The organism is Streptomyces auratus (genome assembly GCF_050433025.1).
Taxonomy (GTDB): domain Bacteria; phylum Actinomycetota; class Actinomycetes; order Streptomycetales; family Streptomycetaceae; genus Streptomyces; species Streptomyces sioyaensis.
Map to the genome: position 1 here is coordinate 2,766,624 of NZ_JBNGCB010000003.1, position 26,136 is coordinate 2,792,759.

Here is a 26,136-nt window from a genome sequence, read left to right on the forward strand (position 1 = left end):
AGCGGGGAAGGGGCGGGGCGCGGTGTGCCCCCAAGGCGGAGGCCGTGCACGCCGGTTGACCCTGACCTGCCCCTACATCCGCATGATGACCATCAGCCCACCCGTAGCACTCCAGTCGTACGGCACAACCCATACAGGGACGGACTCGCCGGACCCCTCCTCGCTCATAGATTCGTGATCAAGGCACGGAAATGATCGGGAGGCCATAGATATATGTACGGCAAGGCATTCGCCCCGGAATACCAGGGTGAGTTGGGCGCGGCACTGGGCGTGAACTCCTCCTACGAGGAGGTGCTGGCCACGGCGAGTCGCGCACAGGCCGACGCGGGCACCGCACTGGACCGGGCCCGGGCCGCGCTCGCGGTCGCCGAGGCCAACCGGCGGCTCGGCCGGGTGAGCGAGGCGGGCCAGGCCTGGCGGGAGAGCTACCGCAGCGCCCGCACCGCGGGTGACCCCGGCGCCATGGCCTGGGCGCTGTGGAGCGGCGGCACCCTGGCCCGGCAGTGCGGAACCCTGCCGCTCGCCCGCCGGCTGCTCGCCCATGCCGTCGCCCTGGCCGAGGGCAGCGGCGACCGTCTCGCCCACGGCTACGCGCTCGCCGGCCTGGCCGAGACCGGCCGCATCCAGGGCGACTACGCCGCGGTCGCCGACCTCCACGAGCAGCTGCTCGAACAGGGCCGCAAACACGGCGAGGCCCGGCACATGGTCTGGGCGATGTCGGGCATCGCCCAGATGCACCGCAACACCGGCGACTACGACAAGGCCCTGGAGCTCTTCGAGGAATCCGCCCGCATAGCCGCCGACGCCGATGACTTCCGCGGGCGCGCCTGGTCGCTGCGCGGCGTCGCCGATGTGCTGTCCGTCCAGGGCGAGACGGACCGGGCGCTGACCCTGCTGTCCGAGGCGGAGGCCATCTGCCGCACCATGGATCTGGCCAGCGCGCTCGCCTACAACCACAAGATGCGCGCCAACGTCTTCTTCCGCGCCGGACGGTACGCGTCCGCGCGCGAGACCTACTCCCTCGCGCTGCGGGAGTTCAGCGACATGCAGGAGCCGCGTGGGGTGGCCCTCTCCCGCCTCGGCCTGGTCAAGTCCCGCGCCCGCCTGGGCCGCGACCGGGACGAGTCGCTGGCCGAACTCGACATGCTGGAGCGGGACTTCACGAGGATCGGGCTGCGCCACGCCCGCGAGATGGTCATCGCCTTCCGTGCAGAGCTGACCGCCCGACCGGCGCCAGAAACTCCCGCTCCTCGGTCCGGTGCCACCACGCTCCGGTCTCCCGCAGTTCCCGCCACGTCGTGAAGCGGTAGCGGAAGACCCGGGCCCGGATCCGGGCCGGCGGCAGATCGGGGAACGGATTGCTGCGCAGCAGCCGCAGGGTGTCCCGGTCGTTCTCCAGCAGCCGCGCCACGAACGGCACGAACCACGCCCGCGCATAGGCGGGCGACAGCGCGGCGAACCACATCAGCCAGTCCAGCCGCAGGTGGTACGGCGCGAACTGGCGCGGCAGCCGCCGCACCTCGCCCGGCTTGCCGTGGAACTCATACGCCCGCCAGGTGGTCTGTGGCCCGGTCACCGCGTCCGCCGTCCCCTCCACCACGATCTCCCGGCGCACCCGGGTGATCGTGCCGAAGGCGCCGTACGAATTGACCAGATGCAGCGACTCGTAGGACGTGTTCATCATCTGCTGCCGGGTCAGCAGATTGCGCGCCGGCCGGTAGCTGAGCACGAGGACACCGGCGGTGGCGAGCAGGACCAGTACCTCGAACCACACGGGGGGCGCGGCGAGCGGCGCGGCCGGCCCGCCCCACAGCGGGGCGGCGGCCGACAGGGCGAGCGCGATGGTCACCCAGTTCAGCCAGGCGAAGTTGCCGGACAGCACCAGCCACAGCTGAGTGATGACCATCGCGGCCGCGGCCCATCCGGCAATCGGCTGCGGAGTGAACAGCAGGATCGGGACGGCGAGTTGGGCGACGTGGTTGGCGGCCGTCTCGACCCGGTGGAGGGGTCGCGGCAGATGGTGGAAGAACCAGCTCAACGGGCCGGGCATCGGCTGGGTCTCGTGGTGGTAGTACAGACAGGTCAGATCCCGCCAGCAGCGGTCGCCGCGCATCTTGATCAGCCCGGCCCCGAACTCCACCCGGAACAGCACCCAGCGCAGCAGCCACATGATCAGCACCGGGGGAGCGGTGTCGTCGTTGCCGAGGAACACCGCGAGCGAGCCCGCCTCCAGCAGCAGCGACTCCCAGCCGAAGCCGTACCAGGTCTGCCCGACGTTCACGATGGACAGGTACAGCACCCACAGCGCGGCCCACATCGGCATCGCCGCCCACAGCGGGACGGCGTCCGCGGCCCCCGCCACCACGGCCGCGGACAGCGCGACCCCGCACCACGACCAGAGGGCGAAGAAGCGGTCCGAGTAGTGCCAGTGGAAGACCGAGGGCGCCGCACGGAACGGCACCCGGGCCACAAAATCGGGCACCGGCAACAGGCCGCGTGCCCCGATGAGCGCGCGGAACTGGCGCACCGCCGCGAGGAACGCGCACAGGTAGAGCGCGGCCAGCATCCTCTGGAAGACGAGCCGCCCGAGCCAGTAACCGGAATCCGAGAACCATGCCACCCGCCCATGGGTAGCACTGAGCCGCGCGCTCTGCGGCACGGCACGCAGGCGGCGGACGGTATCCCCCGCTCACTCTCCAGCGTAGGGAGCGGGGCGAATGCAGCAACCCGAGGTCCGTTGCGGTGAGTGCGGCGAGGGCCGTTCGGGTGAGTGAGGTGCATCACAAATTCCGCCGGATTTCCCGCCGCCCATGGGGGGAGGTTTTTCCGCCTTGCCCACGCATTCCCTTCGCGCTGGAAAACGTCGAGCGCGCCGCGTGCGGCGTAGTTACTCTGAGGGTCGACGGACGACCTTTCTGGGAGACGCCAACACCATTGGCCCGTCGCGGGAACGCCACAAACCTTGGCTGACCTCCCGGTTTGTGAACACGGCGCCACCGCGTCAGACCAATACCTCGATGAAGGAGTGCGTGGTGGCTTTGCACAAGGCTCAACACAAGCAGCCCCGTTTGAAGCAGGGCGAGCGGCCAGGCCGGATCAAGGAAGTCCGTAACCTGGAAGCCTGGGATCGCTGTGCCCCGGTGCGTCTGGCCGGCTGCGAGGACGACCCCGCCGAGCCCAATATCTTCCGCGGCATCGACTGATCGGCTGATCCCTGCGCCGGCCCCGCCCCCCGGGCGCGTTCGTTCGGGGGGCGGGGCCGGCGCCTCGGTCGCGACAGCGGCCGTCCTCATGCCCGTCCACCGCCGCGACCGAGGCGCCGTCCCGTACCAGCGGGGCCCCACTGCCGCCCGGTGGCCGTGACCCGAACGGCCCAACCGAGGGCGCAGGCGGTCCCGCCCACCGGACAGCGCGTTCGTCGCCCGTCGTGATCGGCCCGTACGCCCCGGTGCGGCCGCGGTCAGTCGGCGTACAGCTGACGCTGCGGCACGATCTGCTGGGACTGGCTGGGGCTGGACCACAGCAGCTTCAGATAGGCCTCGCCGGCCTGTTCCGTGTGGTCGATCCGGATGCGGTGCCGGTGCCCGGCCTTCAGCGTGACCGTCCCCTTGTCGGCCTTCGGGCCGTGCGGGGTGACGTTGTCGATCACCAAGGTGCCGTCGATCCACAACCGCACCGTGTCGTCGGAGACAGTGGTGAAGGTGTAGGTCTCGTCGAAGCGCGGCTGGATGCTGCCGGTCCAGCGGGTGCTGAAGTGATCGGCGGGGATCTTCGGGTCCGGTGAGCCGTCGAAGCGGTAGGACTTGTTCACCGTCGGGTCGACGGTGGTCACCGCGGGCGGGCCGGTGAAGGAGTCGTTCGCCCAGCTCTGCGCCGTCAGTCCGGTGCCGGTGCCGGCCGGCGCGGCGGCCGGCGGCCGGATCGTGAGCCGGATGACGCTCGCGAGCGGATCGGGGGCGGCGCCGGACGGGGTGAGGTCGAAGCCGTCCCCGGACGGGGTGACCTTCACCTGCTGCGAACTGCCCAGCACCCGGGCCGCGGTGATCGCGAACGGGCTCCTGGCGGCGAGGTGGAGAGCGGAGCCGGCGGCCGGCCAGGAGGTGACGGAGGCATACAGCTCGTTGCCCCGGCGGGAGACCGCGCCCCAGGACGGGGCCGCCACCAGCCCGGTGTGCCCGGCCCCGTGAACCGCGGCGCCCTGGCCGTCCGCGGCGAGCCACCGGCCGGCCGCGCGCAGCCGGTCGACGGCCGGCTGCGGGAGGCGCCCGAGCCGGTCCGGTCCCACGTTGAGCAGGTAGTTGCCGCCGCGGCTCGTCACCGCCAGCAGATTGCGCAGCACGGTGGCCGGGGACTTCCAGTTGCTGTCGTACCTGGCGAAGCCCCAGTGGTCGTTGAGCGTCATACAGCTTTCCCACAGCTGCCCGTCGACCGGCTCCGCGGGGATCTCCTGCTCCGGCGTGCCGAAGTCACCGTCGACCACCTCGCGTTTTCCGACGCGGTTGTTGACGACCAGACGAGGGTTCAGGTCGTGCAGATACGCCTGGAGATCCGCACCGTCCCGGCGTGACCAGTGGTTGGCGGGGTTGTCCGTGTCCCACTCGCCGTCGAACCACAACAGCGCCGGGTCGTAATGGTCGATCAGCTCCTTGAGCTGGCCGTACATCCGCTTTTTGTAGCGCGGGAAGGTCTCGGGAGCGGCGAAGTCCGGGTCGTGCCAGTCCCAGATCGAGTAGTAGAAGCCCAGTCTGATCCCGGCGGCGTCGGCGGCTTTCTTCAGCTCGGCGAGGATGTCGCGACGGGGGTCGAAGGCGGAGTGGTCCCGCAGATTCCAGGTGTTCTGCTTCGTCGGCCACATCGCATAGCCGTCGTGGTGCTTGGCCGTGATGACGATATAGCGCTGCCCGGCATCCTTCGCCGCGCGGACGATCGCCTCGGCGTCGAAGGCGGACGGGTTGAAGGTGGCGGCCTGCCGCTCGTACGCCTCGTCGGGGATCCGGCACTCCCGCTTGATCCATTCCGCGTTGCGGCACACCGTGCCGTCGGGCCGGGTGTATTCGCCCTCCAGGTTCGAGTACGCGCCGAAGTGGAGGAACAGCCCGAAGCGGCCCTGCCGCCACCACGCCGTGCGCGGTGCGGTGAAGGGGTCGTCGGTCGCGTGGTTGGTGCCGGGGCCGGCGGCGGGCCGGGGCGGGGGCTGCGCCGCGGCCACGGTGCCGCCGGCGGTCAGCAGCAGGGCGCCCAGCACCCCCGCGATTCCCAGCAGCCGGAACGGTCTGGTGCGGCTGTGCATCGCTCGCTCCTCGGGTCAGTTGGTCACGTAGGTGCCTCCTGTGCCATCCCGCATGGTGCAGGCCCTGGCACTCGACCGGAAGACCCCGTACGCGACAAACATCGGAGCACCTTGTGGGAAACTGGCGGGAGTTGGGGGAGTTGTTCGGGGAAGTGCCGTGATACCTCGGATCTCAGAGGAAGGTCGGCGTGAGTGGCCGGGACAAGCGGGACCGGTGGCCGGAGAGCTGACCGGAAGTCGGCGTTTGGTCCGTCGGCCCGACCTCAACACCCTGGCGGACAAAGGCACGTGACGGTTCAATAAGCGGCCGGGTCGCACTCACTGGAGGCACCATGGAAGCCGTCGTCCCGTCCGCCGCCGGCACCCCGGCCATCCGCTGTGCCGGCCACGAACGCGACTATCCGGCCTTCCTCGACCGTGCGGCGCGGATCGCCACCGGCCTGCGGGAAGCGGGCGTGGAGCCCGGCGACCGGATCGCCGTCGTGATGCGCAACGAGCCCGCCCACCTGGAGATCACCGCCGCGGCCGCCCTGCTCGGCGCCTCGGCGGTGCCCGTGAACTGGCACTTCCGGCAGCACGAACTGAGCCATGTGCTCACCGACAGCGGCAGCAAGGTCGTCTTCGCACACACCGACCTGCTGGCCGGGGTACGAGCCGTGCTCCCCGAGGGCGTACGGATCGTCGAGGCCGCCGTACCTGCCGGCGTCGCGGCCGCCTGCGGGATCGAGGCGCCCGCGCCCACCGGGGACCATCCGCTGCTCGACCCCTGGCTGGCCGGATATCCACCGCTCGACCGGACCGCCGGGGAGCACCCGCCCACCGTCATCTACAGCTCCGGAACCACCGGACGCCCCAAAGGGGTGCTGCGCGAACCGGTCGCCCAGGACCGGCTCGCCGAAGCGGTGCAGCGGTTCCTGGAGTACTTCGCGGTCGCTCCCGGCGGCCGCACGCTCATCCCCGCCCCGCTCTACCACGCCTCGCCCAGTCAGCATGCCGTCCTCGCCCTCGCGGCCGGGCTGGACATCACCCTGATGCCGCGGTTCGACGCCGAGGAGTTCCTGCGGCTGATCGCCCGCCACCGCATCGAGCAGGTGCAGGTCGTCCCCACGATGTTCGTCCGGCTGCTGCGACTGCCCAAGGACGTCCGCGAGCGCTACGACCTGTCCTCGCTCACCTCCGTCGTCCACGCCGCGGCACCCTGCCCCCCACATGTAAAACACGCCATGATCGACTGGCTGGGACCGGTCCTTCGGGAGTACTACGGCGGCAGCGAGACCGGCGCCGTGACATGGTGCGACAGCGCGGAGTGGCTGGCTCATCCCGGCACCGTCGGACGGGCCACCGGCACCTGCGCCGTCGCGGTCCTCGGGCCCGACGGAAAGCCGCTGCCGGCCGGCGCCACCGGCGACATCTATCTCAAACCGGGCGACGACTGGCCGCAGTTCACCTACCTCGGCGACCCGGACCGGCGCGCCGCCATGGAAGCGCCGGGCCTGCCCGGGTACGTCACCATCGGCGACATCGGCCAACTCGACGCGGACGGCTATCTCTACCTCAGCGACCGCCGCCACGACATGGTCATCTCCGGCGGCGTGAACATCTACCCCGCCGAGATCGAGGGCTGTCTGCTGGCCCTCGACGGGGTCTGTGACGCGGCGGTCTTCGGCATCCCCGACGAGGAGTTCGGCGAAACCCTCGCCGCGCATCTGCAGACCGAACCCGGCGTGGTGCTCAGCGCCGAGGAGGTCCGCACCCATGTCGCGGCGCGGCTCGCCGGGTACAAGGTGCCCCGGGCCGTGGTCTTCGAGGAGCGGCTGCCGCGCGACGAGTCGGGAAAACTCTTCAAACGGCAACTGCGGGATCCGTATTGGGTGGGTCACGACGGCGCAATCTGACCGCCGCGAGCCGCTGGGCGCCGAGGCCGGGACCCGATGCGGCGATTTCCTTGCGGATCAGGCCGAGTTCCCGCCGGAATCCGTCGTGTACGGCTTGAGCGCGGCACCCGCCGAGGCAGCGGCGATATTCGGCGGCCCCGCGGGGGTTCCCCTGTAAGTCGCGCAAGGTTGATGCCACAAAGGTGCCTGGGCAACGCCGGACGGGGGTGGGGGGGGGCCGGTTCGGCCCTACCGTGAACTCCTCGGCGAGGCAGGGGTGGTGGGTCTCGGGCGCGTCAACTCCGATGACGGGCCTGCGGGGTCAAGCGGAGCCCTTCTTTCCCGAACTCCCTTGCGATTACTCGCCCCTTGGGGTGGTTTGGCGCGGGGCATTGCCGCTCCGAACAGGCCCGATGGATCCGCTCGCGCTTCCGTTTCGGGCTCATACGGTGACGGCGCAGTCATTCGCCGTGATACTCGCGATATCTGTCCGAACCACCCAAAAGGAGCAAGCCATGTCCTGCCCTCCCCCCGTCGATGCCCGTAAGGCCCTCGATTTCCTGAGGACCAGCGGACTCGTCGACCTCAGCGTCCCGCTGGAGCGCGTCGTCGATCAGGTCAGCCAACTCGATGACGTGGCCGGCTATGTGCTCGCCTGGGAGCGCTACGTCCTGGTGGTCGCCAACCAGGTCGCGGAGTGCGACGACGGCACCGCGGGCAACTGAGGCATTGACAGCACCGATCGCCGGGAGGCATTCGATGGACACGACGCAGCCCGGTGACGGATCGGCACAGAGGCGCGCGGTGGAGTCACGGGCAGTCGCCTGGCTCGCTGCGCGCCGCGATCTGCTCGACCCCGCCCACGCGGCCCCGGACCGGGTGCTGTTCGCCCGTAAGGCCCTCCTCGAAACCGCGTTCCTCGTGGGGCTGCGGGCGCGTCTGGACCCGGCACCACTGGAGGACGACTATGCGGCCCTCCTCGACACGATCGAGGACATCGCGGCCCGGCCCTCCTACCGCGAGCTGATCGCCCGGGACGAGGCCGCCCTCCTGCTGTACGCGGGCACCTATGCGGCACTCCGGCTCTGCGGGCGGGAGGACCCGGAGTTCCGGACCATCATCCAGCAGGCCGCGGCGGGCGGCTATGCGGCGGTCTTCGAGCGGATCCCCTACCGGCAGCTCGATCTGCTGCACACCCTGGAGCTGTGCGGCATCCCGCACACCCTGCCCTCCATGGCCGACGTTCTGCCGTTCACCCTGCTCCACAACAGTCCGAATGCCCTCAAGCTCGCCGACCGCGACATCTACGCCCTCACCCACACGATCTTCTACGCCACGGACTTCGGTCTGCGGCGGCCACACGGGCCGCGGAGCTTCGATCCGGGCGCGGCGGTGGAGTTGCTGGAGGCGCTCCTCGTCCTCACCCGGAGCCAGGGCAATGCCGACCTGGTGGGGGAGCTCCTGTGCTGTCTGCTGTGTCTGGGGGTGCGGGACTCCGAAGAGGCCGGCAGGGCATGGGAGTTCCTCCTCTCGGTGCAGGAGGCCGAGGGGCGGGTGAACGGCCCGCAGGGTGTGGTGCACCCCGGGCTGACCGACGGCGACGACGCCTACCGGCACTGGGCCACCGGCTACCACACCACCATCGTCGCCGCCCTGGCCGCGCTCCTGGACCGCAGCCCCAAGGTGCTGCGGACGGCTCGGCCCGCCGCTCCGGAGTGCCGCCAGGAGGTGCGGCAACCACTGCGGCGGGCGGTGGAGTGGCTGGCTAGTACGGTCCGGCGCCATGACCCCGCCAGGTGGCTGCCGGCCGCCGCGGCCGCCGCCCATGCGGCGGATGCCCTGGGCGAGCCCGAGCTCACCCGGCCGCTGCTCCTCGACTTCTCCGAGCGCCTCGCGGACGCGGACGACGCCGTGTGGCAGGCGCACGGGATGGAGGTCGTCGGCGCATTCGTGTCCGGGCTGCGGGAGCACGGCATCACCTGCGTCTCGCTGGACAGGTTCCTGAAGTCCACCGCGGCCGCCGTCGAGCTCCTGGACACCGTCCCGCCCCAAGCGGTGCCCAGTGTCCAGCGCCTCGCCGGGCTCGGGCTGCTGTCCCCTCGGCGGGCCGCCGCGCTGACCGGCGGCGCCGCGGCGCCGCCCGCCACTCCGGAGCCGGCCGCAGGGGACCTGCCCGAGGCCTGGAAGAACTATCACCTGGGGCAGGTCGCCGGCATCGTCCGCGACCTGGCCCGCAGCGGAGCGGCGACACATCGCCTCACCCGCGACGCCGTCGGGTTCCTCCTCGCCCAGCAGAGCCCGTGCGGCGCCTTCGGCCGCCCGGCCTGCGACGACCCGGAGGACCGGGAGCGGGCAATGCTGTCATGGACGCAGAGCACCGTCACAGCCTTGGCCGCCGTGCATATGGCCCGGGGCCCGGCCGCGACCCCCGGTGGGGCGACCGCGTCGTCCGGAGCCGGGGCGCCGGTGCGGTAACCGGGCCGGTGGGAACCGCCCGGACCGCGGGGGCCACCCCAGGGTGCATCGCAGCCGGGTGGCCCGGCGCCCTTCCGCGAGGGGCGTGGGGCCGTGCCCCGTACGGGAGTTACGGCGGCGGAGACGACCCCGGAGGAAATCGGCCCGTGCGGCCGCGAATGACGCCGAAGGCCATCGACCCGTGGGCGGTCCATGGAACCGTGGACCTCGACGCACCACCCGCTCAATGGAAAGGCCGCACCATGACCGCATACGCCATTGCCCACCTGCGCCCCACCGACCCGCATCCGGAGATCGTCGCGTACATCGAGAAGATCCAGGCGACGCTGGACCCCTTCGGTGGCCGCTTCCTCGTCCACGGCGCGGAGGTGGAGGTCGAGGAAGGCAGCTGGCCCGGAACCGTCGTCGTTCTCGCCTTCCCGGACATGGCGCAGGCCCGCGGGTGGTACGAATCGCCCGCGTACCAGGAGATCCTGCCGTTGCGCACCCGGCACATCGAGGGCGATGTGGTGCTGGTGCCGGGAGTGCCGGACGGCTACGACCCGGCCCGGACGGCGGCGAAACTGCGGGACGCGGCGGCCACATGACGCCGTGTGCGTGCCGGCCGCGGCGGCGGCCGGCGCGCGCCGTGCACAGTGCGCCGAATCTTGTCCACAAGCCGTGACCGGCTTCTTGCTCCCCCGCTAAAGTCGTATGAACAGCGCAGGTGAAGCCGCTTCCGCAGAGTTCCGGGGGCAGCGGCCCCGGGGGGAGGACGAAGACCAGTATGAGCCGCCGTTCCCATGGATTAATGGCTGTCTGGGCCGAGGCGCAGCGTCAGCAGCAGCGCCAGCAGGAAGCCCAGCGCCGCGCGCGGGCTCAGCAGCAGCGCGACCAGGAGCGGCAGGCACGGGACGCCGAACGCGCCATGGCGCGGATGCACCGCGAGCGGCAGACGGCCTACCGGCAGCAGCGGGAGGCCGACGCCCGCCGCCGCACCGAGGAACTGGAGAGCCGGGTCGCCGCGCTCTCCGGCCTGCTCTCCGACGGCTGCCGCGCCCCCGCCTTCACGGCCGCCGCGCTGTTGCGCCCCGAGCGCATCGAGGAGTTCGCGCCCGGCGCCCTCGCCACCCCGGTGCCGATGCCCGACCCGGCCCGCTATCGGACGCCCACCGGCGGCTGGCAGCTCGGTTCCCGCCGCGACCGCGCCCAGGAAGAGGCCCGCGCCCGCTACGAACAGGACTGGTACGCCGCACAGGCCGCGGAGAGCCGCCGGCAGGCCCAACTCACCGCCTACCGCCGGCAGTACGACCAGTGGGCCGCCGGGGCGCTGCAGGAAATCCGGGTGCACAACTCCGGCATCGAGGAACTCCTCTCCGGCCTGCGCGGTGGCGATGCGGATGCGGCCGTCGAGTACTTCTCGGCCGCGCTGTACTCCTCCACGGCCTGGCCGGAGGGATTTCCCCGGCAGGTCGCCGCGGCCTACGATCCGACCGCCCGCCAGCTCGTCCTGGACTGGGAACTCCCGGGCTACGACATCGTTCCGCAGACCAGGTCCGTCCGGTACATGCCCACCGCCGACCAGGAGAAGGAGACCGCCCGGCCGGCCGCGCAGTGCCGGGCGCTCTACCGCGATGTGCTGGCCCAGAGCATGCTGCTGGTGCTGCGCGACCTCTTCGCCGCCGACACCTACGGGACGCTGGACTCGGTGGCGCTCAACGGCTTCGTGGACGATGTGGACCCGGCGACCGGCCGCCCGGCCCAGCTGTATCTGGCGACCGTCATGGCGCCCCGCAGCGCCTTCGACCTGCTCCACCTCGAACAGGTCAGTGCGGTGGAGTGCCTGACCGAGGGGCTGCGCGGCCAGCTCTCCGCCCGCCCCGACCAGCGGACCGCGGTGCGCCCCGGACGGCTGCCCAGCGATGTCGGCGGCGGCGAAGCGGTCGTCACGCACGGCACCGACAGCGAGCCCGATCTGTACGAGATGGACCCGATCGCCTTCGAGAATCTGATCGCCGAGCTGTTCCGGGCCATGGGCATGCAGGCCGTGACCACCCAGCGGTCCGGTGACGGCGGCGTCGATGTGGATGCGCTGGACCCCGACCCGGTCCGCGGCGGCAAGATCGTGGTGCAGGTCAAGCGCTACCGCCACACCGTCCCGCCCACCGCCGTCCGCGATCTCTACGGCACCGTCCAGTCCGAGGGCGCCAACAAGGGCGTGCTGGTGACGACCTCCCGGTTCGGTCCCGGCGCCCACACCTTCGCCAACGGCAAACCGCTCGGCCTCATCGCCGGCCCCGAACTCGTCGATCTGCTCGGGCGGTACGGGCTGCGCGGCCGGCTGGGCGCGGCCGCCCCGGCCGGCCCCGACTCCGCCGAGGAGCCACCGGACCACAACATCCTCGGCATGAACTGGTCCGGCGAGGTCGCCCTCGATGTCTGTGCCCTGGTGTGCAAGGGGAGCAGCGTCCTCAGCGACGACCACTTCGTCTTCTACAACAACCCGCGCAATCCGGATGGTTCGGTGCGGATGCTGCCCGGCTTCGCCCCCGACCGGGCCGCGATGCAGGTGCGGTTCGAGGCGCTGCCGGCGGACGCCGACCGGCTGGTCCTGGTCGCCGCGATCGACCCCCAGGTCGACCCCGACGCCGATCTCTCCGGTTTCACCGATGCCCGGATCCGGCTGCTGGACGCCTCGGGGGAGGAGCTGGGGCAACTGGAGGTCTCGGACGGGCGGCCCGGGGAGACCGCCCTGGTACTCGGCTCGTTCCGGCAACGGGCGGGCGGCGACTGGGACTTCGTGATCGGCGGCAAGGGCTTCGCCGGAGGCCTGGAGGCGCTGGTGCAGGAGTACGGCATCGAGGTCGCCTGAGGACCGGGGCGTGCGCGGAGCCGCTCACCGGTGCGCGGCGGGCGTCTGATCGCCTCGGCGGGGTACTCTCCGCAGCCCGCAGCCCGCAGCCCGCAGCCCGCAGCCCGCAGCCCGCAGCCCGCAGCCCGCAGCCCGCAGCCCGCAGCCCGCAGCCCGCAGCCCGCAGCCCGCAGCCCGCAGCCCGCAGCCCGCAGCCCGCAGCCCGCAGCCCGCAGCCCGCCGGAGCCTCCGTCCGTAAGGCAGGGAGAGGCTCCGGCAGCGGCAAGCAGTCCGGCTCGGTGGACCGCCGCGGAGGGCCCCACGGTCGCGGGCTCAGCTCCCTTTCAGGCCTCCCGGCCTTCGCCGCCAGGATCCGCTCCGGAGCTGCCGCCCCGGCGGGAGGCCCGGCCGCGGGCCGCCGTGGGTCCGTACGGGGGAGAGCGCCGGGCTCCAAGGGGCGGGACCATTTCACGCCATAAATCTGCTGATATGAGTCGAGGATGAGCGCGTACACCCGGTCTGCCGCCCTTGCCGCCCTTGCCGCGCTGGCCGTGGGCTGCGCAGGCCCGCACGCCGTCCCGCGGCCGGTGCCGCGGCCCACCCCGGAACCCTCGCAGCGCCCCCACGCCGGCGCCCCCGTCACCGCCGGCCGGCGGCCCTTCACGCTGGTCGCCGCGGGAGCGGTGCTCCCCTCCCAGCCCGAGGTCCTCAGCACGGCACGGAGCGACGCCGCGTACGACGGCTACGACTACCGGCCGATGCTCAAGGGCGTGCAGCCGGTCATCTCCTCCGCCGATCTGGCGCTGTGTCAGCTCGGCGCGCCGCTGGGGCCGCTGAGCGGGCCCTTCGCCGGGTACCCCGCCCTCCAGGCGCCCCCGCAGATCGCCACCGCCCTGAAGGCGACCGGCTACGACTCCTGCGCCACCGCCTCCCGCCACGCCCTCGACCACGGCGTCCCGGGCGTGCGGCGCACCCTGCAGGCCCTGGACACCGTCGGGCTGCGGCACGCCGGCTCGGCGCGCGACGCGGCCGAGCGTGGCAGCCCGGCGCTGCTGCGGGCCCCTGGCGGTGCTCGGGTGGCCCAGCTGTCGTACGCCGACGGCACCGGGGGCGGCCGCCGCCCGGCGTCCGCACCCTGGGCGGTCGATCCGCTCGACGAGGGACGCGTCATCGATGACGCTCGGGCGGCCCGCCGGGCCGGCGCCGACGTCGTGGTCGTCAGCCCGTACTGGGGCGCGGCGCACCGAACGGCCCCCGACGGCCGGCAGCTCGCGCTCGCCCGTGCGCTCACCGCCTCGGCGACCCACGGGCGGCCCGACATCGACCTGATCGTCGGCACCCGGGCGCACACCCCGCAGCCGTACGAGAAGGTCCACGGCACCTGGGTCGTCTACGGGCTCGGCGACCAGATCACCGGCGCTACGAGGAAGCCGCGCGGCACCTGGGGCAGCATCGCCCGCTTCCGGTTCGCCCCGCCGCACCGGGCCGGCGGGCGCTGGCGGGTCGTCAGGGCCGAGTACATCCCCCAGCTCGCCGAGCAGGGGGCGCGGGTGCGGGTGCGCAATCTCGCCCGGACCGGCGGCCATGGCCAGGCCCGCAAGGAGATCGCCAAGGCGGTGCTGAGCCGGGGCGCGGCGGCCGACGGGCTGAGGAGTGGGAGATGACCCGGTGCCAGATGAGCCGGAAATGGCCTGGCGCCGGATGAGTGGGAAATGACCTGGTGACACCGGCCCCGCCGCCGGGTGATCGTGGTGGTGGACCGGTCCGCCCGGTCCTGCACACCCCCACAGCCCCCATGGAGCCTTTCGTCATGAAGATCACCCTTGCTGCCGACACGGGCCGCGCCGACGGCCCGCGCGTGCCGAACGCCCCCGCGGCCTTCGGCCGGCGCGACGAGGACGCGGTAGTGGACTCGCCCACCGCCGCACCGCCCGCCCAGCGGCCGGACGCAGTCCGCGCCGCCCCCCGCTCCCCGGCCCCCGTGACCGAGGTCCGCGCATGACCGCCCGGCCGATCGCCGTCGTCGGCGCCTCGGCGGCCGGGCTCGCCGCGGCCGAGGCGCTGCGGCGCTTCGGCTGGCGCGGACCGCTCACCCTCATCGGCGACGAACCCCACCTCCCGTACGACCGGCCGCCGTTGTCCAAGCAGCTGCTGCACGGCGCCTGGGAGCCGGAGAAGCTGCTGCTGCGGACCAGGGACCAGCTCGACCCGCTCGACCTGGATCTGCGGCTCGGCACCCGGGCCACCGGCCTCGACGTGGCCACCCGCACCCTCACCCTCGACGGCGGCGAACGGCTCGGGTGTGCCGGCGTGATCATCGCGACCGGTGTCGCGGCCCGCTCGCTGCCCGGCGCCGAGGGCATCGCGGGTGTGCACACCCTGCGCACCCTGGACGACGCGCTGACCCTGCGCGGCCTGCTGGCCAATGGGGGTGCCCCCGGCAGTGGGGGCGTAGCCGCCGGGGGAGGCGGGCGGCGCCTGGTGATCGTCGGAAACGGCGTACTGGGCTGCGAAGCGGCCGCGGTGGCACGGGAGTTGGGGCACGAGGTCACTCTCGTGGGCATCGCGGAGATACCGATGGCCGCGGCCGTCGGCGCGGAGGTCGGCGCGCTGCTCGCCGAGGAGCACCGCGCCCGCGGCGTCCAGCTGCGCACCGGGGTGGTGGACGGGTTCGAGACGGCCCCCGCGGATCCGGCGGGAACGGGCGGCGGGCAGGTCACCGCCGTCCGGCTGGCCGATGGGGGTCCCCCCGGCAGTGAGGGCGCAGCCGCCGGGGGAGGGGGAGGCAGCCGGCTGCCCGCCGACCTCGTGCTGCTGGCGATCGGCTCCCGGCCCGCCGTCGAGTGGCTGGCCGACCCGGCGCTGGACACCACCGACGGGCTGCGCTGCGACGCGTACTGCGCCGCCGCCCCCGGCATCTACGCGGCGGGGGACGTGGCGCGCTGGGACCATCCGCACCACGGCCGTCCGCTGCGCTTCGAGCACCGGATGAACGCCACCGAACAGGGCATGGCCGCCGCCCGCAACCTCCTGGCCGAACTCGCCGCCGAGGCCCCCGCCGCCGCGGACGGGGACGCCACCCCGGCGCAGGAACGCCGCCCCTTCGCCCCCGTGCCGTATTTCTGGTCCGACCAGTACGACCTCAAGATCCAGGCGTACGGTCTCACCGCGGGCGCCGACCGCATCGAAACCACCGTCCTGGACCGGGCGCAGCGACGGGCCGTCGCGCTCTACGGCCGGGACGGCAGCGCCGTCGGCGTGCTCGCCGCCGGGCTCCCGCCGCGCCGGCTCCGCGCCCTGCGTGCGGTCGTCGCCACCCCGCTCGCCTGGGACGAGGCCCGCGAGCAGGTCCGCGCCGCCCTCGCGTCCGGCCGGGACACGCCCTGACGGTGCCCGATCATGGGGGGATGACCGACTCGTACGTACGGGTGCGCGGCGCCCGTGAGCACAACCTCCGCAGCGTCGATGTGGACATCCCGAGGGACGCGCTGGTCGCGTTCACCGGGGTGTCCGGATCGGGCAAGTCCTCCCTCGCGTTCGGCACCCTCTACGCCGAGGCGCAGCGCCGCTACTTCGAGTCGGTGGCCCCCTACGCCCGGCGGCTGATCCACCAGGTCGGGGCGCCCAAGGTCGAGGACATCACCGGACTGCCGCCCGCCGTCGCGCTGGAACAGCGGCGCTCCGCGCCCACCTCCCGCTCCTCGGTCGGCACCGTCACCACCCTGTCCAACACCCTGCGCATGCTCTTCTCCCGCGCCGGCGACTACCCGCAGGGCGCACAACGGCTGGACTCCGACGCCTTCTCGCCCAACACCGCGGCCGGCGCCTGCCCGGAGTGCCACGGCCTGGGCACCGTCCACCGTGTCACCGAGGAGTCCCTGGTCCCCGACCCGTCGCTCTCCGTCCGCGAGGGTGCCATCGCGGCCTGGCCGGGCGCCTGGCAGGGCAAGAACCTCCGAGACATCCTCGCCGCACTCGGGTACGACATCGACCGGCCCTGGCGGGATCTGCCGCAGGCCGACCGCGACTGGATCCTGTTCACCGACGAACAGCCCGTCGTCACCGTGCACCCGGTCCGCGACGTCGGCCGGATCCAACGCCCCTACAAGGGCCAGTACATGAGCGCCCGACGCTATGTGCTGCACACCTTCGCCGACTCCAAGAGCGAGACGCTGCGCGGGCGCGTCCAGGGGTTCATGGTCGCCGAGCCCTGCCCGGTGTGCCACGGGCGGCGGCTGCGCCCCGAGTCCCTGGCCGTCACCTTCGAGGGGCACGACATCGCCACCCTCGCCGGGCGACCGCTGAGCGCGCTGGCCGCACTGCTGCGGCCCACCGCCGGGCGGACGGACGACGAGGTGGCCCCGACCCTGGCCCGCGACCTGGTGGCCCGGATCGAGGTGCTCACCGAACTCGGCCTGGGCTACCTCAGCATGGACCGGCCCGCGCCCACCCTGTCCGCGGGTGAACTCCAGCGGCTGCGGCTGGCCACCCAGCTGCGTTCCGGCCTCTTCGGCGTCGTCTACGTCCTGGACGAACCGTCCGCCGGACTGCACCCCGCTGATACGGAGTCGCTGCTCACGGTGCTGGGCCGGCTCAAGGAAGCGGGCAACTCGCTGTTCGTCGTCGAGCACGACATGGCGGTGGTGCGCCACGCCGACTGGATCGTGGATGTCGGCCCGCGCGCCGGGGAACACGGCGGACAGGTGCTGCACAGCGGGCCGGTCGCCGGGCTCGCCCACGCCGCCGCCTCCGCCACCCGCCGGTTCCTCTTCGCCACCGAACCGCCCCCCGCGCGCACGGTGCGCCGCCCCTCGGGCGCACTGGCGCTGCGCGGCATCACCCTGCACAACCTGCGCGGGCTGGACGCCACCTTCCCGCTGGGCGTCTTCACCGCCGTCACCGGCGTCTCCGGTTCGGGCAAGTCGACGCTGGTCACCCGTGTTCTCGCGGACGCCGTACGCGACCACCTCGGGACCGGCGACGACCGGCAGACCACGGCCGGCGGGGACGACACCGAGGCCACCGGCGCCGGACCGATGGCCCGCGCGGAACTCACCGGCGCTGAGGGCCTGGAGGCGATCGACCGGCTGGTGCGCGTCGACCAGAAGCCGATCGGCCGGACGCCGCGCTCCAACCTCGCCACCTATACCGGGCTGTTCGACGCGGTCCGCAAGGTCTTCGCCGCCACCGACGAGGCCCGCGCCCGCGGCTACACGGCCGGCCGGTTCTCCTTCAACGTCGCCGCCGGCCGCTGCGGAACCTGCCAGGGCGAGGGCTTCGTCGCCGTCGAACTGCTCTTCCTGCCCGGCACCTACGCGCCCTGCACCACCTGCCACGGCGCCCGCTACCACCCCGAGACCCTCCAGATCACCTACCGCGACCGCACCATCGCCGACGTCCTGGAGATGACCGTGGACGACGCCGCCGGCTTCCTGGCCGACGTCCCCGCGGCCGCCCGCAGCCTGCGCACCCTCCAGGACGTGGGCCTGGGCTACCTGCGGCTCGGCCAGCCCGCGACCGAACTGTCCGGCGGCGAGGCCCAGCGCATCAAGCTCGCCTCCGAACTCCAGCGGACCCGCCGCGGCCACACCCTCTACCTGCTCGACGAGCCCACCACCGGACTGCACCCCGCCGACACCGAGGTGCTGCTGCGCCAGCTGCACGGCCTGGTCGACGCCGGGCACACCGTCGTGGTCGTCGAGCACGACATGGGGGTGGTCGTCGGCGCCGACCACGTCATCGACCTCGGTCCCGGCGGCGGCGCGGACGGCGGCCGGATCGTGGCCACCGGAACGCCCGCCGAGGTGGCGGCGGCGCCGGGCAGCCGTACCGCGCCCTATCTGGCCCGGCAGAGGGCGCGGCCGGACGCCTCTTGACGGTCCGCTAATGTACGCAGGTCAGATCACCAGGCAACAGCACCGCGCAGCACTGCGCAGCATCACGAAGGGGGCACCCTCTCATGGCAGACATCGAGCAGGCCCGGGCGACGTTCGACCGGTTCGACGCGGACGGCGACGGCCAGGTCACACCGGACGAGTTCAAGCACGCGATGGCCGAGATGGGCGACCCGTACGTCACCGGCCCGATGGCCGAGGCCGTCATCAAGGCCAAGGACACCGACCACGACGGCACGATGTCCTTCGACGAGTTCTGGCAGGCCCTGCAGGGCTGACGCCCGCCCCGCCCGCGCTCACACCCCCTGCACCTCCCGGTCGCCCGCGGCCGCGCACAGCGCCGCCATCGCGCGGGCGATCGGGGGCTGTTCTTCCGTTCCGCGCCGGACGGCCGCCACGAACCGCCTGACGGGGAGCGGCTCCCCGCGCAGCGGCACCCGAACGACCGGGTACTTCTCCGGCACCGGCGCCGGCCGCGGCACCATGGCGATCCCGAAGCCGTGCGCGACCAGGGCCGCGACCGCGTACCAGTCCACCGCGTGGTGGCGTACCCGGGGGGTGAAGCCCGCCCTGGCGCAGGTGGTCAGCAGCAGCTGATGCTGATCGGCCGGGTCACCGGCGCGGATCCAGCTCTCCCCGCCCGCTTCTGCCAGCCCCACCCCCTGCCGCGCACACCGGGCGAACCGGTGCCCGGCCGGCACCAGCAGGTCCTGCGGCTCCGCCAGGACCGGCCGTTGGACGAAGCGCGCATCGTCGTGCGGGGGCCCGTCCGGCGTCGGAATGACCACGGCGAGGTCCGCCCGGCCGGACAGCAGCAGCTCGAATCGGTTCTCGTCCGGATCCTCACCGATCTCCACCGCCAGCCGCGGCAGCTCCTCGCGCAGCTGCGTGGCCGCCGGCGCGATCACCGCCGTGATCGCCGTCGCCACCCCCGTGATCCGCAACCGCCCCGCGACCCCGTCCGCGTACTCCGCGAGATCCGCGCGGGCCTGCTCCCAGCGCAGGAACAACGCATCGGCGTGCTCGACCAGCGCCAACGCCGCCGGAGTCAGGCGCACGTTGCGGCCGGCCGGCTCCAGGAGTCCGAGCCCGAGCCGGGCCGACAGCTGACGCAGCTGTTGGGAGACCGTCGACGGGGTCAGATGCAGGGCCTCGGCGGTCGCGGTGACGGTGCCCAGTTCGTGCAGGACACGCAGGGTCTGCAGCCGGGGATCGATCATGCGCGGAGCATAGGCGGTCCATTGTGCGGTGCTGTCACACGGTGTCGTGCGGAAATTTCCGATGGACCCGCACGGTGGTCCCGCCCGACGCTGAACGGCATGACCGAGATACTGACCGACGCCTTTCTGCCGGGGCTCTGGGCGGGTTATGCCCTGGCCGTCCCCGTTGGCGCGCTGGCCGTGCTGCTGGTGAGCCTGACCGCCCGGACGTCGTTTCGGACCGGCGCCGCGGCGGCGCTCGGGGTGGCGAGCGCCGACGGACTCTACGCGCTGGCCGCGGTGGCCGGCGGCGCCGCCCTCTCCCGCGCCGTCGCCCCCGTCGCCGGTCCGCTGCGGTCGCTCGGCGCCGCTCTCCTGCTCGGCATGGCCGTGCGGACCGCCGTGCGGGCGCTGCGGCACCGCGGCACGCCGGACGGCCCGGAGCGGGACGTCCTGGGACGCCCCGCCCGGGCCTACGCCGCCTTCCTGGGGCTGACGTTGATCAACCCGTGGACGGTGGTCTACTTCTCCGCGCTGGTGCTCGCGGGCGGCGCGGGCACCCTGCGCACCGGTGTCGCCGGACCGGCCGCCTTCGTGGCGGCCGTGCTCACCGCCTCCGCGAGCTGGCAGCTGTTCCTGGCCGCCGGCGGCGCCGTGCTCGGCAGGGCGCTGACCGGCCCACGGGGACGGCTCGTCACCGCGCTGGTCTCGGCCGTGGTGATCTCAGCGCTGGCGACCGTGCTGCTGCTGGGCGGCTGAGGCGCCCACGGGCGGGGGCGCGGCGTGGTCGCCGGTGCCCCAGCCGGACGGCTTCGGCCCCACGGTGAAGGCCAGTTCACGGCCCGAGCGCAGCTCACCGGTGGTGAGGTACGTCCGGTCGCGGTCGGCGCCGTCCAGCCGGACCGACTGTACGTAGCGGTTGTCAAAGGACGTACCGGGAGCCGTGACGGTGAAGTGTCCGGACGGGTAGTAGCGCCGGTCCAGCGTCAGATCCACCCGGTCGAAGACCGGGGTGCTCAGCCCCCAGCTGTCGGTGCCGGGCTGCACCGGGAAGATCCCCATCGAGGAGAGCACCATCCACGACGACATCGTCCCCAGGTCGTCGTTCCCGGTCATCCCGGTGGGGGCGTCGGTGAACAGGGTCAGCGCCGCATGCACCACATCCGTCGTCTTCCAGGGGCGGCCGATGGCGAGATAGGTGTACGGCGCGATCAGATCGGGCTCGTTCTGCGGGTTGTACTTGTCCGCGTTGTAGTAGTCGTACGGGCCGTTGACCCATACCTCGCGCGCCGTCCTCTCCGGGTCCGCCAGCAGCTTCGGGTAGGCGAAGAACGAGTCGAGGCGCGCATCGGCCTTGTCCTTGCCGCCGATGAGTTCCACCATCCCGGGCAGGTCCTGCGGCACCAGCCACTGGTACTGCCAAGCCGTGCCCTCGTGGAAGCCCTCGCTCTTGGCCGGGTCGGCGGGGCCGGTGAAGGCGCCCTGCCCGTCGCGGGCCCGGAAGAAGCCGGTCGAACGGTCGAAGAGATTGCGGTAGTTGCGGGCGCGGGCCGCATAGCGGTCGGCGTCCCCGCCGTGTCCCAGATCGCGCGCCATCTGGGCGAGCATGGCGTCCGACAGGGCGTATTCGAGGGTCGCCGAGGCGCCCTGGGCGAAGTCGGAGTCGCCGGACTTGGGACGCGGGGAGTGGTCCTTGAGGTACGGCACGAAGCCGTTCTTCAGATACTGCGCATTGGCCTCCCGACCGACGGCCGGGGAGTCGGCCGGCGGCACCCCGTCGGCGTTCTTCTTCAGCGCCGCGTACGCCTCCTCCTCATGGCCCCGCAACAGGCCCTGCTGGTAGGCGTTGGTGAGGAACGGCGTGACCGGATCGCCGGTCATGACGTTGGTTTCGACCGTGCCGTAGCCCCACTTGGGCAGCCAGCCGCCCTCCTTGTCGATCCGGAGCACCGACAGCGCCATATCGCGGGACTCACCCGGCGCCAGCAGCGCCAGCAGCTGTGCCTGGGTGCGATAGGTGTCCCACAGCGACCAGTTCTGGTAGTACGTGAAGCCGTCGGCCCGGTGGACGTGCTGGTCCCAGCCGGTGTAGCGGCCGTCCACGTCACTGCCGATGTTCGGTGCGAGGAAGGACCGGTAGAGCGAGGAGTAGAAGGTGCGGCGCAGCGCCGTGCCGCCGCCCCGCGCCTGCACCAGCGCCAGCCGCTGCTCCCAGGCGGAGTCGGCCGCGGCCTTCGTCCGGTCGAAGGAACGGCCGCCCTCGGCACGCAGATTGCGGGCCGCGCCCGCCGCGTCCACATAGCTGATCGCGGTGGTCGCCTCGACGGTCCGGTCGGTGCGGGTATCGAAGCGGGCGTAGGCACCGTGCCGGCCGGTGGCGGTGGACCCCGTGGAGCCGGCCGTCACCTTGTCGCCGTCCCAGGTCCCGTACGACGCGAAGGGCCGGTCGAAGCGGGTGAGGGTGTAGAGGGTGTACGGCTTGCTGTCCTGGCAGAAGCCGCGGCCGGTGATCGCGGTCTGGATGGTGCGGGAGTCGAGCACCTCGACCCGTGTGGAGACCGTCTTGTGCAGCGACTGCCCCGTATTGAGCAGCACATTGGCCTTGTCCGTGGCCGGGAAGGTGTAGCGCTGCTTGCCGGTGTGTGCGGTGGCCGTCAGTTCGGCGGTGATCCCGCCGTAGGACTTCAGGCCGACACGGTAGTAGCCGGGGCGGGCCGACTCGTCGTCATGTCCGTAGGCGGCCGCGTACTTCGCATCGTCGGTCTCGGTGAGGTCGCCCGTGGTGGGCAGCACCGGCAGATCACCACCGATCCCGCAGCCGACACCGGAGAGGTGCACCGCGCTGAAGCCGCGGATGTGGTCGTCGTCGTAGCTGTAGCCGGCGTAGTGGCCGGTGTCGGGGGAGAGTTGCACCATGCCGAACGGGACGGCGGCACCCGGGTAGGTGTTGCCGTCGTTCCGGGTGCCGATGAACGGGTTGACCAGGTCGGTGAGCGGGCCGGCGGCCGGCTCGGCCTGCGCGGCGGGTGCCGTGAGCGCACCCCCGAGGAGCGCGGCCGCCAGCACCGCGCCCGCGGTACGCAGCCGGGTACGACTGAGCCATGGCATGGATCGGGACCTCCGGGTCGGGTCGTCGCCGCACAGCCGCCGGGCACGCGGGAGGACATCCGCACTCGGCGTTCGACAACGTTGTCAGAGCGCGCTCATTCTTGGCGGCGGTCAGGTGCGCGTCAAGAGGGCGGGGGTGAGCAACTCCGGTGCGCCCAGGGCCCGGACGGGCTGCCGGTACGGCCCCGGCGGCGGTGCGGCGCGACGGGTGAGGAGCGGTGTGCCGGCCGCGAGGCGCAGGCCGCGCAGCCGAAAATCATGCGGTGCCTGCCTTGCTCTCTTCGGGGGTGCGTGCCTCAATGGGCAGCGATATACGGGTTGCTGACTCATCGTCAGATCATGGCGCGGGGTCGGCACGGGGTCCGGCCGAGGCCCCCGCGTGGCTGCCTGCCGTTCCCTCGCGTACCCCTCGACGGCCGGTGCCATGGACCCGCACCCCCCTCATGAAGGCGGTACCCCCATGAGACACCTCAGACCCGGCAGACTCGGCTTCGGTACGGCGCTCGGCGTCGCGCTCGCCACGGCGGGCACGCTCGCCATGGCGCCCGCCGCCACCGCGGTGACACCCGGCACCGCGACCCTCTCGTTCGACTGCGGCTGGTACGGCTCCGGTACGGCGACGCTCACCGCGACCCAGAACGGCACGGCCGCGACCATCAGCCTGGCCACCAAGGCGATCAGCTCACCGATAAACATCGGTGCGAACTCGGTCACCTCCACCCTCACGCTCACCAAGAACGGCTCGGGGACCACCGAGTTCAAGGGCAGTGCCAACCCGGCGATTCCGGCCGGCAGCGAGGTCTCCACCGGCCCCCTCACCGGCACGGTCGCCCCGGGGGACAGCCTGGAGGCCACCTCCCTGAAGGTCGTGGTGCTGGGCATCACGGCCACCTGCAAGGCCACCTCCCGGCAGTCGCCGGGGCCGTTCGTCTTCTGACCGCGCGCGGGGACCGGCGGCAGGTGTCCGCCGGTCCCCGTCGTGTGCCGGCGCCCGGTCAGCGGCCGTGGCGTACTACGGCGTCCCGCCTTCGTCCGTACCGGAGGCGGTCTGCCCCTCGGCCCGCGCCAGGTTGGAACGGCGGTAGGAGTACGAGAAGTAGATGACCATGCCGACCAGGAACCACACCGCGAAGCGGACCCAGGTCTGCCATGCCAGGAACGTGATCAGCCAGATCGAGAAGCACACCCCGATCGCCGGCACCACCGGCATCCCGGGGGTACGGAACGTCCGGGGCAGTTCGGGGTGCTTGTAGCGGAGCACGATGACCGCGATGCAGACCACCACGAACGCGAGCAGGATGCCGATGTTCGTCAGCTCGGCGGCCTCACCGATCGGCAGGAAGCCCGCGATGGCCGCGGAGGCGAAGCCGACGATCCAGGTCACCCGGGTCGGCACATGGTGCTTGGGGCTGGTCTTGGCGAACCACTTCGGCAGCAGCCCGTCCCGGCTCATCGAGAACCACACCCGGGTCACCCCGAGCATGAAGGTGAACATGACGGTCAGAATGCCGATGATCGCGCCGACCGCGATGATGTCCGCCAGACCGCTCAGGCCCACCGACTTGAAGGCCGAGGAGAACCCGCTCTCCGGGTCGATGTGCTGGTAGTTCTGCATCCCCGTCAGCACCAGGCAGGCCAGGACGTACAGCACCATCGAGATGGCCAGCGAGTACATGATCGCCTTCGGCATGTGGCGCTGGGCGTCCTTGGACTCCTCGGCGGCCGTGCTCATCGCGTCATAGCCGAAGACCGCGAAGAAGACGGTGGCCGCGCCGGTGAAGGCGCCGGTCACCCCGAACGGGAAGAACGGTGTGTAGTTCGCGGTGTTGATGTGGAAGAAGCCGACCACGATCACCACGATGACCACCAGGACCTTCAGGCCCACCACGATCGTCTCGAAGCGCGCGGCGTTCTTGATGCCCAGGGTCAGCAGATAGGCGATCAGCAGACACAGCACCGCCGCGAAGAGGTCCACCCGGTGCCCCGGACCGGTGCCCGGCGCCCCCAGCATCCAAGAGGGCAGATCGAGGCCCAGCTCACCGAGGAGAAAGCCGAAGTAGCCGGAGATGCCGATCGCGACCACCGCCACGATCGCGGTGTACTCCAGCAGCAGGTCCCAGCCGATGAACCACCCCGCCACCTCGCCGAGGACCGCATAGCCGTAGGTGTAGGCCGAGCCCGCCTTCGGGATCAGCCCGGCGAACTCGGCGTAGGAGAAGGCCGCCGCGGCGCTCGCGACACCGGCGATCAGGAAGGAGATCACCACGGCGGGGCCGGCCTTGCCGTTCGCGACGGTGCCGGCCAGGGTGAAGATGCCCGCGCCGATGATGCCGCCGACGCCGATGGCCGTCAGCTGCCACAGGCCGAGCGCCCGGGTGAGCTGCTGACTCGCGCTGCCTTCCGCCTCTTCAATGTGTTCGATCGGTTTACGGCGCAGTACGCCCTGTCCCGCGCGCAGCCCCATGCCTCATCCCTCCGTCGCTCCGTTGTGGTCCGACGGCGGCTCATCATGGACCCTCGCGGGCGTCTTAGGAAGGCGACTCCACCGGACACGTCCCAGTGCTGCGGGACTCGCCGGGAGACGTACACGGGAGGAGTGTTATTCGGCCTCCTCCAGGCGGAAGCCGACCTTCAGACCGACCTGGTAGTGATCGATCGCGCCGTCGACGATATGCCCGCGGACCTGGGTGATCTCGAACCAGTCGAGGTTGCGCAGGGTCTCCGAGGCGCGCTTGATGCCATTTTTGACCGCGGCGTCCATGCTCTGCTGGGACGTTCCGACGATCTCGGTCACGCGATACGTGCGGTCGGTCACGGTGGTCTCCCTCGCCGGGGCGGCGCTCCGCCCGTCCACCCTCCACCGTGCCTCAGGGTGCCCGGCCTCACCAGCGGAGCGGGGGCCAGGGGGACCTTGCGGACCTGCCCTAGGGGACCACGGTGACCGGCCAGCGGCCGGCCTTGACCAGGCGTACCGCGACGGAGCCCATGATGCGGTGCCCCGCGGACTCCGAGGCGCCGACCACCACCGCGTCGGCCGTGAGCTCGTCGGCCATCTGCACCATGCCGTTGTACGGGTCGCCACGCAGCGTGTGGAACTCCCAGCGCAGGTGGTACAGCCCCGCCAGCCGCTCGGTCGCCCGGCGGATCTCGGTCATCAGCTCCTCGGCCACCTCGTCCGTGGCGTCGGCGACCGGCGCCCCCAACGCCGCCCCGGCGGGCAGCACCGGCTGGACGTAGACCAGGGCGAGCTTCGAGGACTGACGCCGGGCCAGGCCCGCCGCATAGGCGGCGGCGCGCCACGACGAGTCGGAGCCGTCGATGCCCACGACGATGACCTTCGGGCCGTCCGTTCCGCGCTCGAACTGCGCGGCTGCATTCTGCTCCACACCATGGAGGTTATCCGCACAGGTGTGCTGCCGGGGCGGGGGGCCGGGCCGCCGCGCCCCGCGCCCCGCCGCCCCGGCCG

Annotated in this window: 21 protein-coding genes; 14 read left to right on the forward strand and 7 right to left on the reverse strand. The window is 72.3% G+C overall.

All coding sequences use genetic code 11. From position 1 onward, the window contains the following. Window positions 1-213: 213 nt before the first annotated feature. Window positions 214-1,302, forward strand: a complete 1,089-nt coding sequence (locus BKA18_RS31835; RefSeq protein ID WP_366044574.1) for a tetratricopeptide repeat protein — start codon at window positions 214-216, stop codon at window positions 1,300-1,302. Here the strand turns inward: BKA18_RS31835 and BKA18_RS31840 are convergent. Beyond that, the gene (locus BKA18_RS31840; RefSeq protein WP_366044573.1) at window positions 1,196-2,620 is read right to left on the reverse strand and encodes a lipase maturation factor family protein; all 1,425 of its coding nucleotides are present in this window, start codon (window positions 2,618-2,620) and stop codon (window positions 1,196-1,198) included. The genes BKA18_RS31835 and BKA18_RS31840 overlap by 107 nt on opposite strands. A 412-nt stretch (window positions 2,621-3,032) precedes the next feature. On the opposite strand from BKA18_RS31840, the gene BKA18_RS31845 reads away from it, so the two are divergent. Next, window positions 3,033-3,203 carry a hypothetical protein gene (locus BKA18_RS31845; RefSeq protein WP_167551408.1) on the forward strand — a complete coding sequence of 57 codons (171 nt, stop codon included), beginning with the start codon at window positions 3,033-3,035 and terminating at the stop codon, window positions 3,201-3,203. Window positions 3,204-3,460: 257 nt separating this feature from the next. Here the strand turns inward: BKA18_RS31845 and BKA18_RS31850 are convergent, their stop codons facing one another. Continuing rightward, window positions 3,461-5,290 carry an alpha-L-fucosidase gene (locus BKA18_RS31850; protein WP_366044572.1) on the reverse strand — a complete coding sequence of 610 codons (1,830 nt, stop codon included), beginning with the start codon at window positions 5,288-5,290 and terminating at the stop codon, window positions 3,461-3,463. Window positions 5,291-5,622: 332 nt separating this feature from the next. Here BKA18_RS31850 and BKA18_RS31855 point away from each other — a divergent pair, with 332 nt between their 5' ends. The 10 genes from BKA18_RS31855 to BKA18_RS31900 all read left to right on the forward strand — a co-directional run bounded on the left by BKA18_RS31855 (window position 5,623) and on the right by BKA18_RS31900 (window position 18,641). Further along, window positions 5,623-7,185 carry an AMP-binding protein gene (locus BKA18_RS31855; protein WP_366044571.1) on the forward strand — a complete coding sequence of 521 codons (1,563 nt, stop codon included), beginning with the start codon at window positions 5,623-5,625 and terminating at the stop codon, window positions 7,183-7,185. A 494-nt stretch (window positions 7,186-7,679) separates the two neighbouring features. After that, a complete protein-coding gene (locus BKA18_RS31860) occupies window positions 7,680-7,889 on the forward strand; it encodes a hypothetical protein (protein WP_006601955.1) in 210 nt (69 codons plus the stop codon). Between the two features lie 34 nt (window positions 7,890-7,923). Further along, entirely contained in the window at window positions 7,924-9,639 is a 1,716-nt protein-coding gene (locus BKA18_RS31865) for a DUF6895 family protein (RefSeq protein ID WP_366044570.1), read from the forward strand. A 242-nt stretch (window positions 9,640-9,881) separates the two neighbouring features. Next, window positions 9,882-10,226: a DUF1330 domain-containing protein gene (locus BKA18_RS31870; RefSeq protein WP_366044569.1), complete on the forward strand. Its 345-nt coding sequence runs from the start codon at window positions 9,882-9,884 to the stop codon at window positions 10,224-10,226. A 179-nt stretch (window positions 10,227-10,405) separates the two neighbouring features. Next, a complete protein-coding gene (locus tag BKA18_RS31875) occupies window positions 10,406-12,490 on the forward strand; it encodes a restriction endonuclease (protein ID WP_429638724.1) in 2,085 nt (694 codons plus the stop codon). A gap of 479 nt (window positions 12,491-12,969) precedes the next feature. Beyond that, window positions 12,970-14,133, forward strand: a complete 1,164-nt coding sequence (locus tag BKA18_RS31880) for a CapA family protein (protein ID WP_366044567.1) — start codon at window positions 12,970-12,972, stop codon at window positions 14,131-14,133. Between the two features lie 146 nt (window positions 14,134-14,279). Beyond that, complete coding sequence (locus BKA18_RS31885) at window positions 14,280-14,471, forward strand: ferredoxin (protein WP_366044566.1); 192 nt, start codon at window positions 14,280-14,282, stop codon at window positions 14,469-14,471. Then, the gene (locus BKA18_RS31890; protein WP_366044565.1) at window positions 14,468-15,856 is read left to right on the forward strand and encodes an NAD(P)/FAD-dependent oxidoreductase; all 1,389 of its coding nucleotides are present in this window, start codon (window positions 14,468-14,470) and stop codon (window positions 15,854-15,856) included. The genes BKA18_RS31885 and BKA18_RS31890 overlap by 4 nt, the downstream gene beginning before the upstream one ends. Window positions 15,857-15,876: 20 nt before the next feature. Continuing rightward, a complete protein-coding gene (uvrA, locus tag BKA18_RS31895; protein WP_366044564.1) occupies window positions 15,877-18,345 on the forward strand; it encodes an excinuclease ABC subunit UvrA in 2,469 nt (822 codons plus the stop codon). 83 nt (window positions 18,346-18,428) lie between these two features. Beyond that, window positions 18,429-18,641 carry an EF-hand domain-containing protein gene (locus BKA18_RS31900; protein WP_006601947.1) on the forward strand — a complete coding sequence of 71 codons (213 nt, stop codon included), beginning with the start codon at window positions 18,429-18,431 and terminating at the stop codon, window positions 18,639-18,641. Between the two features lie 18 nt (window positions 18,642-18,659). Here BKA18_RS31900 and BKA18_RS31905 read toward each other — a convergent pair whose 3' ends face one another. Beyond that, the gene (locus BKA18_RS31905) at window positions 18,660-19,583 is read right to left on the reverse strand and encodes a LysR family transcriptional regulator (RefSeq protein ID WP_366044563.1); all 924 of its coding nucleotides are present in this window, start codon (window positions 19,581-19,583) and stop codon (window positions 18,660-18,662) included. Between the two features lie 99 nt (window positions 19,584-19,682). Here BKA18_RS31905 and BKA18_RS31910 point away from each other — a divergent pair, with 99 nt between their 5' ends. Then, window positions 19,683-20,321 (forward strand): LysE family transporter, encoded by a 639-nt coding sequence (locus BKA18_RS31910; protein ID WP_366044562.1) that lies wholly within the window; start codon window positions 19,683-19,685, stop codon window positions 20,319-20,321. On the opposite strand, the gene BKA18_RS31915 is transcribed toward BKA18_RS31910, so the two are convergent. Further along, window positions 20,286-22,670: a GH92 family glycosyl hydrolase gene (locus BKA18_RS31915; RefSeq protein ID WP_366044561.1), complete on the reverse strand. Its 2,385-nt coding sequence runs from the start codon at window positions 22,668-22,670 to the stop codon at window positions 20,286-20,288. The genes BKA18_RS31910 and BKA18_RS31915 overlap by 36 nt on opposite strands. A 460-nt stretch (window positions 22,671-23,130) precedes the next feature. Here BKA18_RS31915 and BKA18_RS31920 point away from each other — a divergent pair, with 460 nt between their 5' ends. After that, on the forward strand, window positions 23,131-23,607 hold the full coding sequence (locus BKA18_RS31920; protein WP_211823546.1) for a hypothetical protein: 477 nt from the start codon (window positions 23,131-23,133) through the stop codon (window positions 23,605-23,607). Window positions 23,608-23,682: 75 nt separating this feature from the next. Here the strand turns inward: BKA18_RS31920 and BKA18_RS31925 are convergent, their stop codons facing one another. The 3 genes from BKA18_RS31925 to BKA18_RS31935 all read right to left on the reverse strand — a co-directional run bounded on the left by BKA18_RS31925 (window position 23,683) and on the right by BKA18_RS31935 (window position 26,056). After that, window positions 23,683-25,134, reverse strand: a complete 1,452-nt coding sequence (locus tag BKA18_RS31925) for an amino acid permease (RefSeq protein WP_366044560.1) — start codon at window positions 25,132-25,134, stop codon at window positions 23,683-23,685. A 135-nt stretch (window positions 25,135-25,269) separates the two neighbouring features. Beyond that, the gene (locus BKA18_RS31930; protein ID WP_358914710.1) at window positions 25,270-25,485 is read right to left on the reverse strand and encodes a dodecin; all 216 of its coding nucleotides are present in this window, start codon (window positions 25,483-25,485) and stop codon (window positions 25,270-25,272) included. A 109-nt stretch (window positions 25,486-25,594) separates the two neighbouring features. Further along, window positions 25,595-26,056 (reverse strand): universal stress protein, encoded by a 462-nt coding sequence (locus BKA18_RS31935; RefSeq protein WP_366044559.1) that lies wholly within the window; start codon window positions 26,054-26,056, stop codon window positions 25,595-25,597. Window positions 26,057-26,136 lie beyond the last annotated feature (80 nt).

Bases quoted from the DNA above. Each gene is read 5' to 3' on its own strand.
- BKA18_RS31835 (WP_366044574.1), top strand. From the start codon at position 214: ATGTACGGCAAGGCATTCGCCCCGGAATACCAGGGTGAGTTGGGCGCG.
- BKA18_RS31850 (WP_366044572.1), bottom strand. From the start codon at position 5,290: ATGCACAGCCGCACCAGACCGTTCCGGCTGCTGGGAATCGCGGGGGTG.
- BKA18_RS31855 (WP_366044571.1), top strand. From the start codon at position 5,623: ATGGAAGCCGTCGTCCCGTCCGCCGCCGGCACCCCGGCCATCCGCTGT.
- BKA18_RS31860 (WP_006601955.1), top strand. From the start codon at position 7,680: ATGTCCTGCCCTCCCCCCGTCGATGCCCGTAAGGCCCTCGATTTCCTG.
- BKA18_RS31865 (WP_366044570.1), top strand. From the start codon at position 7,924: ATGGACACGACGCAGCCCGGTGACGGATCGGCACAGAGGCGCGCGGTG.
- BKA18_RS31870 (WP_366044569.1), top strand. From the start codon at position 9,882: ATGACCGCATACGCCATTGCCCACCTGCGCCCCACCGACCCGCATCCG.
- BKA18_RS31875 (WP_429638724.1), top strand. From the start codon at position 10,406: ATGAGCCGCCGTTCCCATGGATTAATGGCTGTCTGGGCCGAGGCGCAG.
- BKA18_RS31880 (WP_366044567.1), top strand. From the start codon at position 12,970: ATGAGCGCGTACACCCGGTCTGCCGCCCTTGCCGCCCTTGCCGCGCTG.
- BKA18_RS31885 (WP_366044566.1), top strand. From the start codon at position 14,280: ATGAAGATCACCCTTGCTGCCGACACGGGCCGCGCCGACGGCCCGCGC.
- BKA18_RS31890 (WP_366044565.1), top strand. From the start codon at position 14,468: ATGACCGCCCGGCCGATCGCCGTCGTCGGCGCCTCGGCGGCCGGGCTC.
- uvrA (WP_366044564.1), top strand. From the start codon at position 15,877: ATGACCGACTCGTACGTACGGGTGCGCGGCGCCCGTGAGCACAACCTC.
- BKA18_RS31900 (WP_006601947.1), top strand. From the start codon at position 18,429: ATGGCAGACATCGAGCAGGCCCGGGCGACGTTCGACCGGTTCGACGCG.
- BKA18_RS31905 (WP_366044563.1), bottom strand. From the start codon at position 19,583: ATGATCGATCCCCGGCTGCAGACCCTGCGTGTCCTGCACGAACTGGGC.
- BKA18_RS31910 (WP_366044562.1), top strand. From the start codon at position 19,683: ATGACCGAGATACTGACCGACGCCTTTCTGCCGGGGCTCTGGGCGGGT.
- BKA18_RS31915 (WP_366044561.1), bottom strand. From the start codon at position 22,670: ATGCCATGGCTCAGTCGTACCCGGCTGCGTACCGCGGGCGCGGTGCTG.
- BKA18_RS31920 (WP_211823546.1), top strand. From the start codon at position 23,131: ATGAGACACCTCAGACCCGGCAGACTCGGCTTCGGTACGGCGCTCGGC.
- BKA18_RS31925 (WP_366044560.1), bottom strand. From the start codon at position 25,134: ATGGGGCTGCGCGCGGGACAGGGCGTACTGCGCCGTAAACCGATCGAA.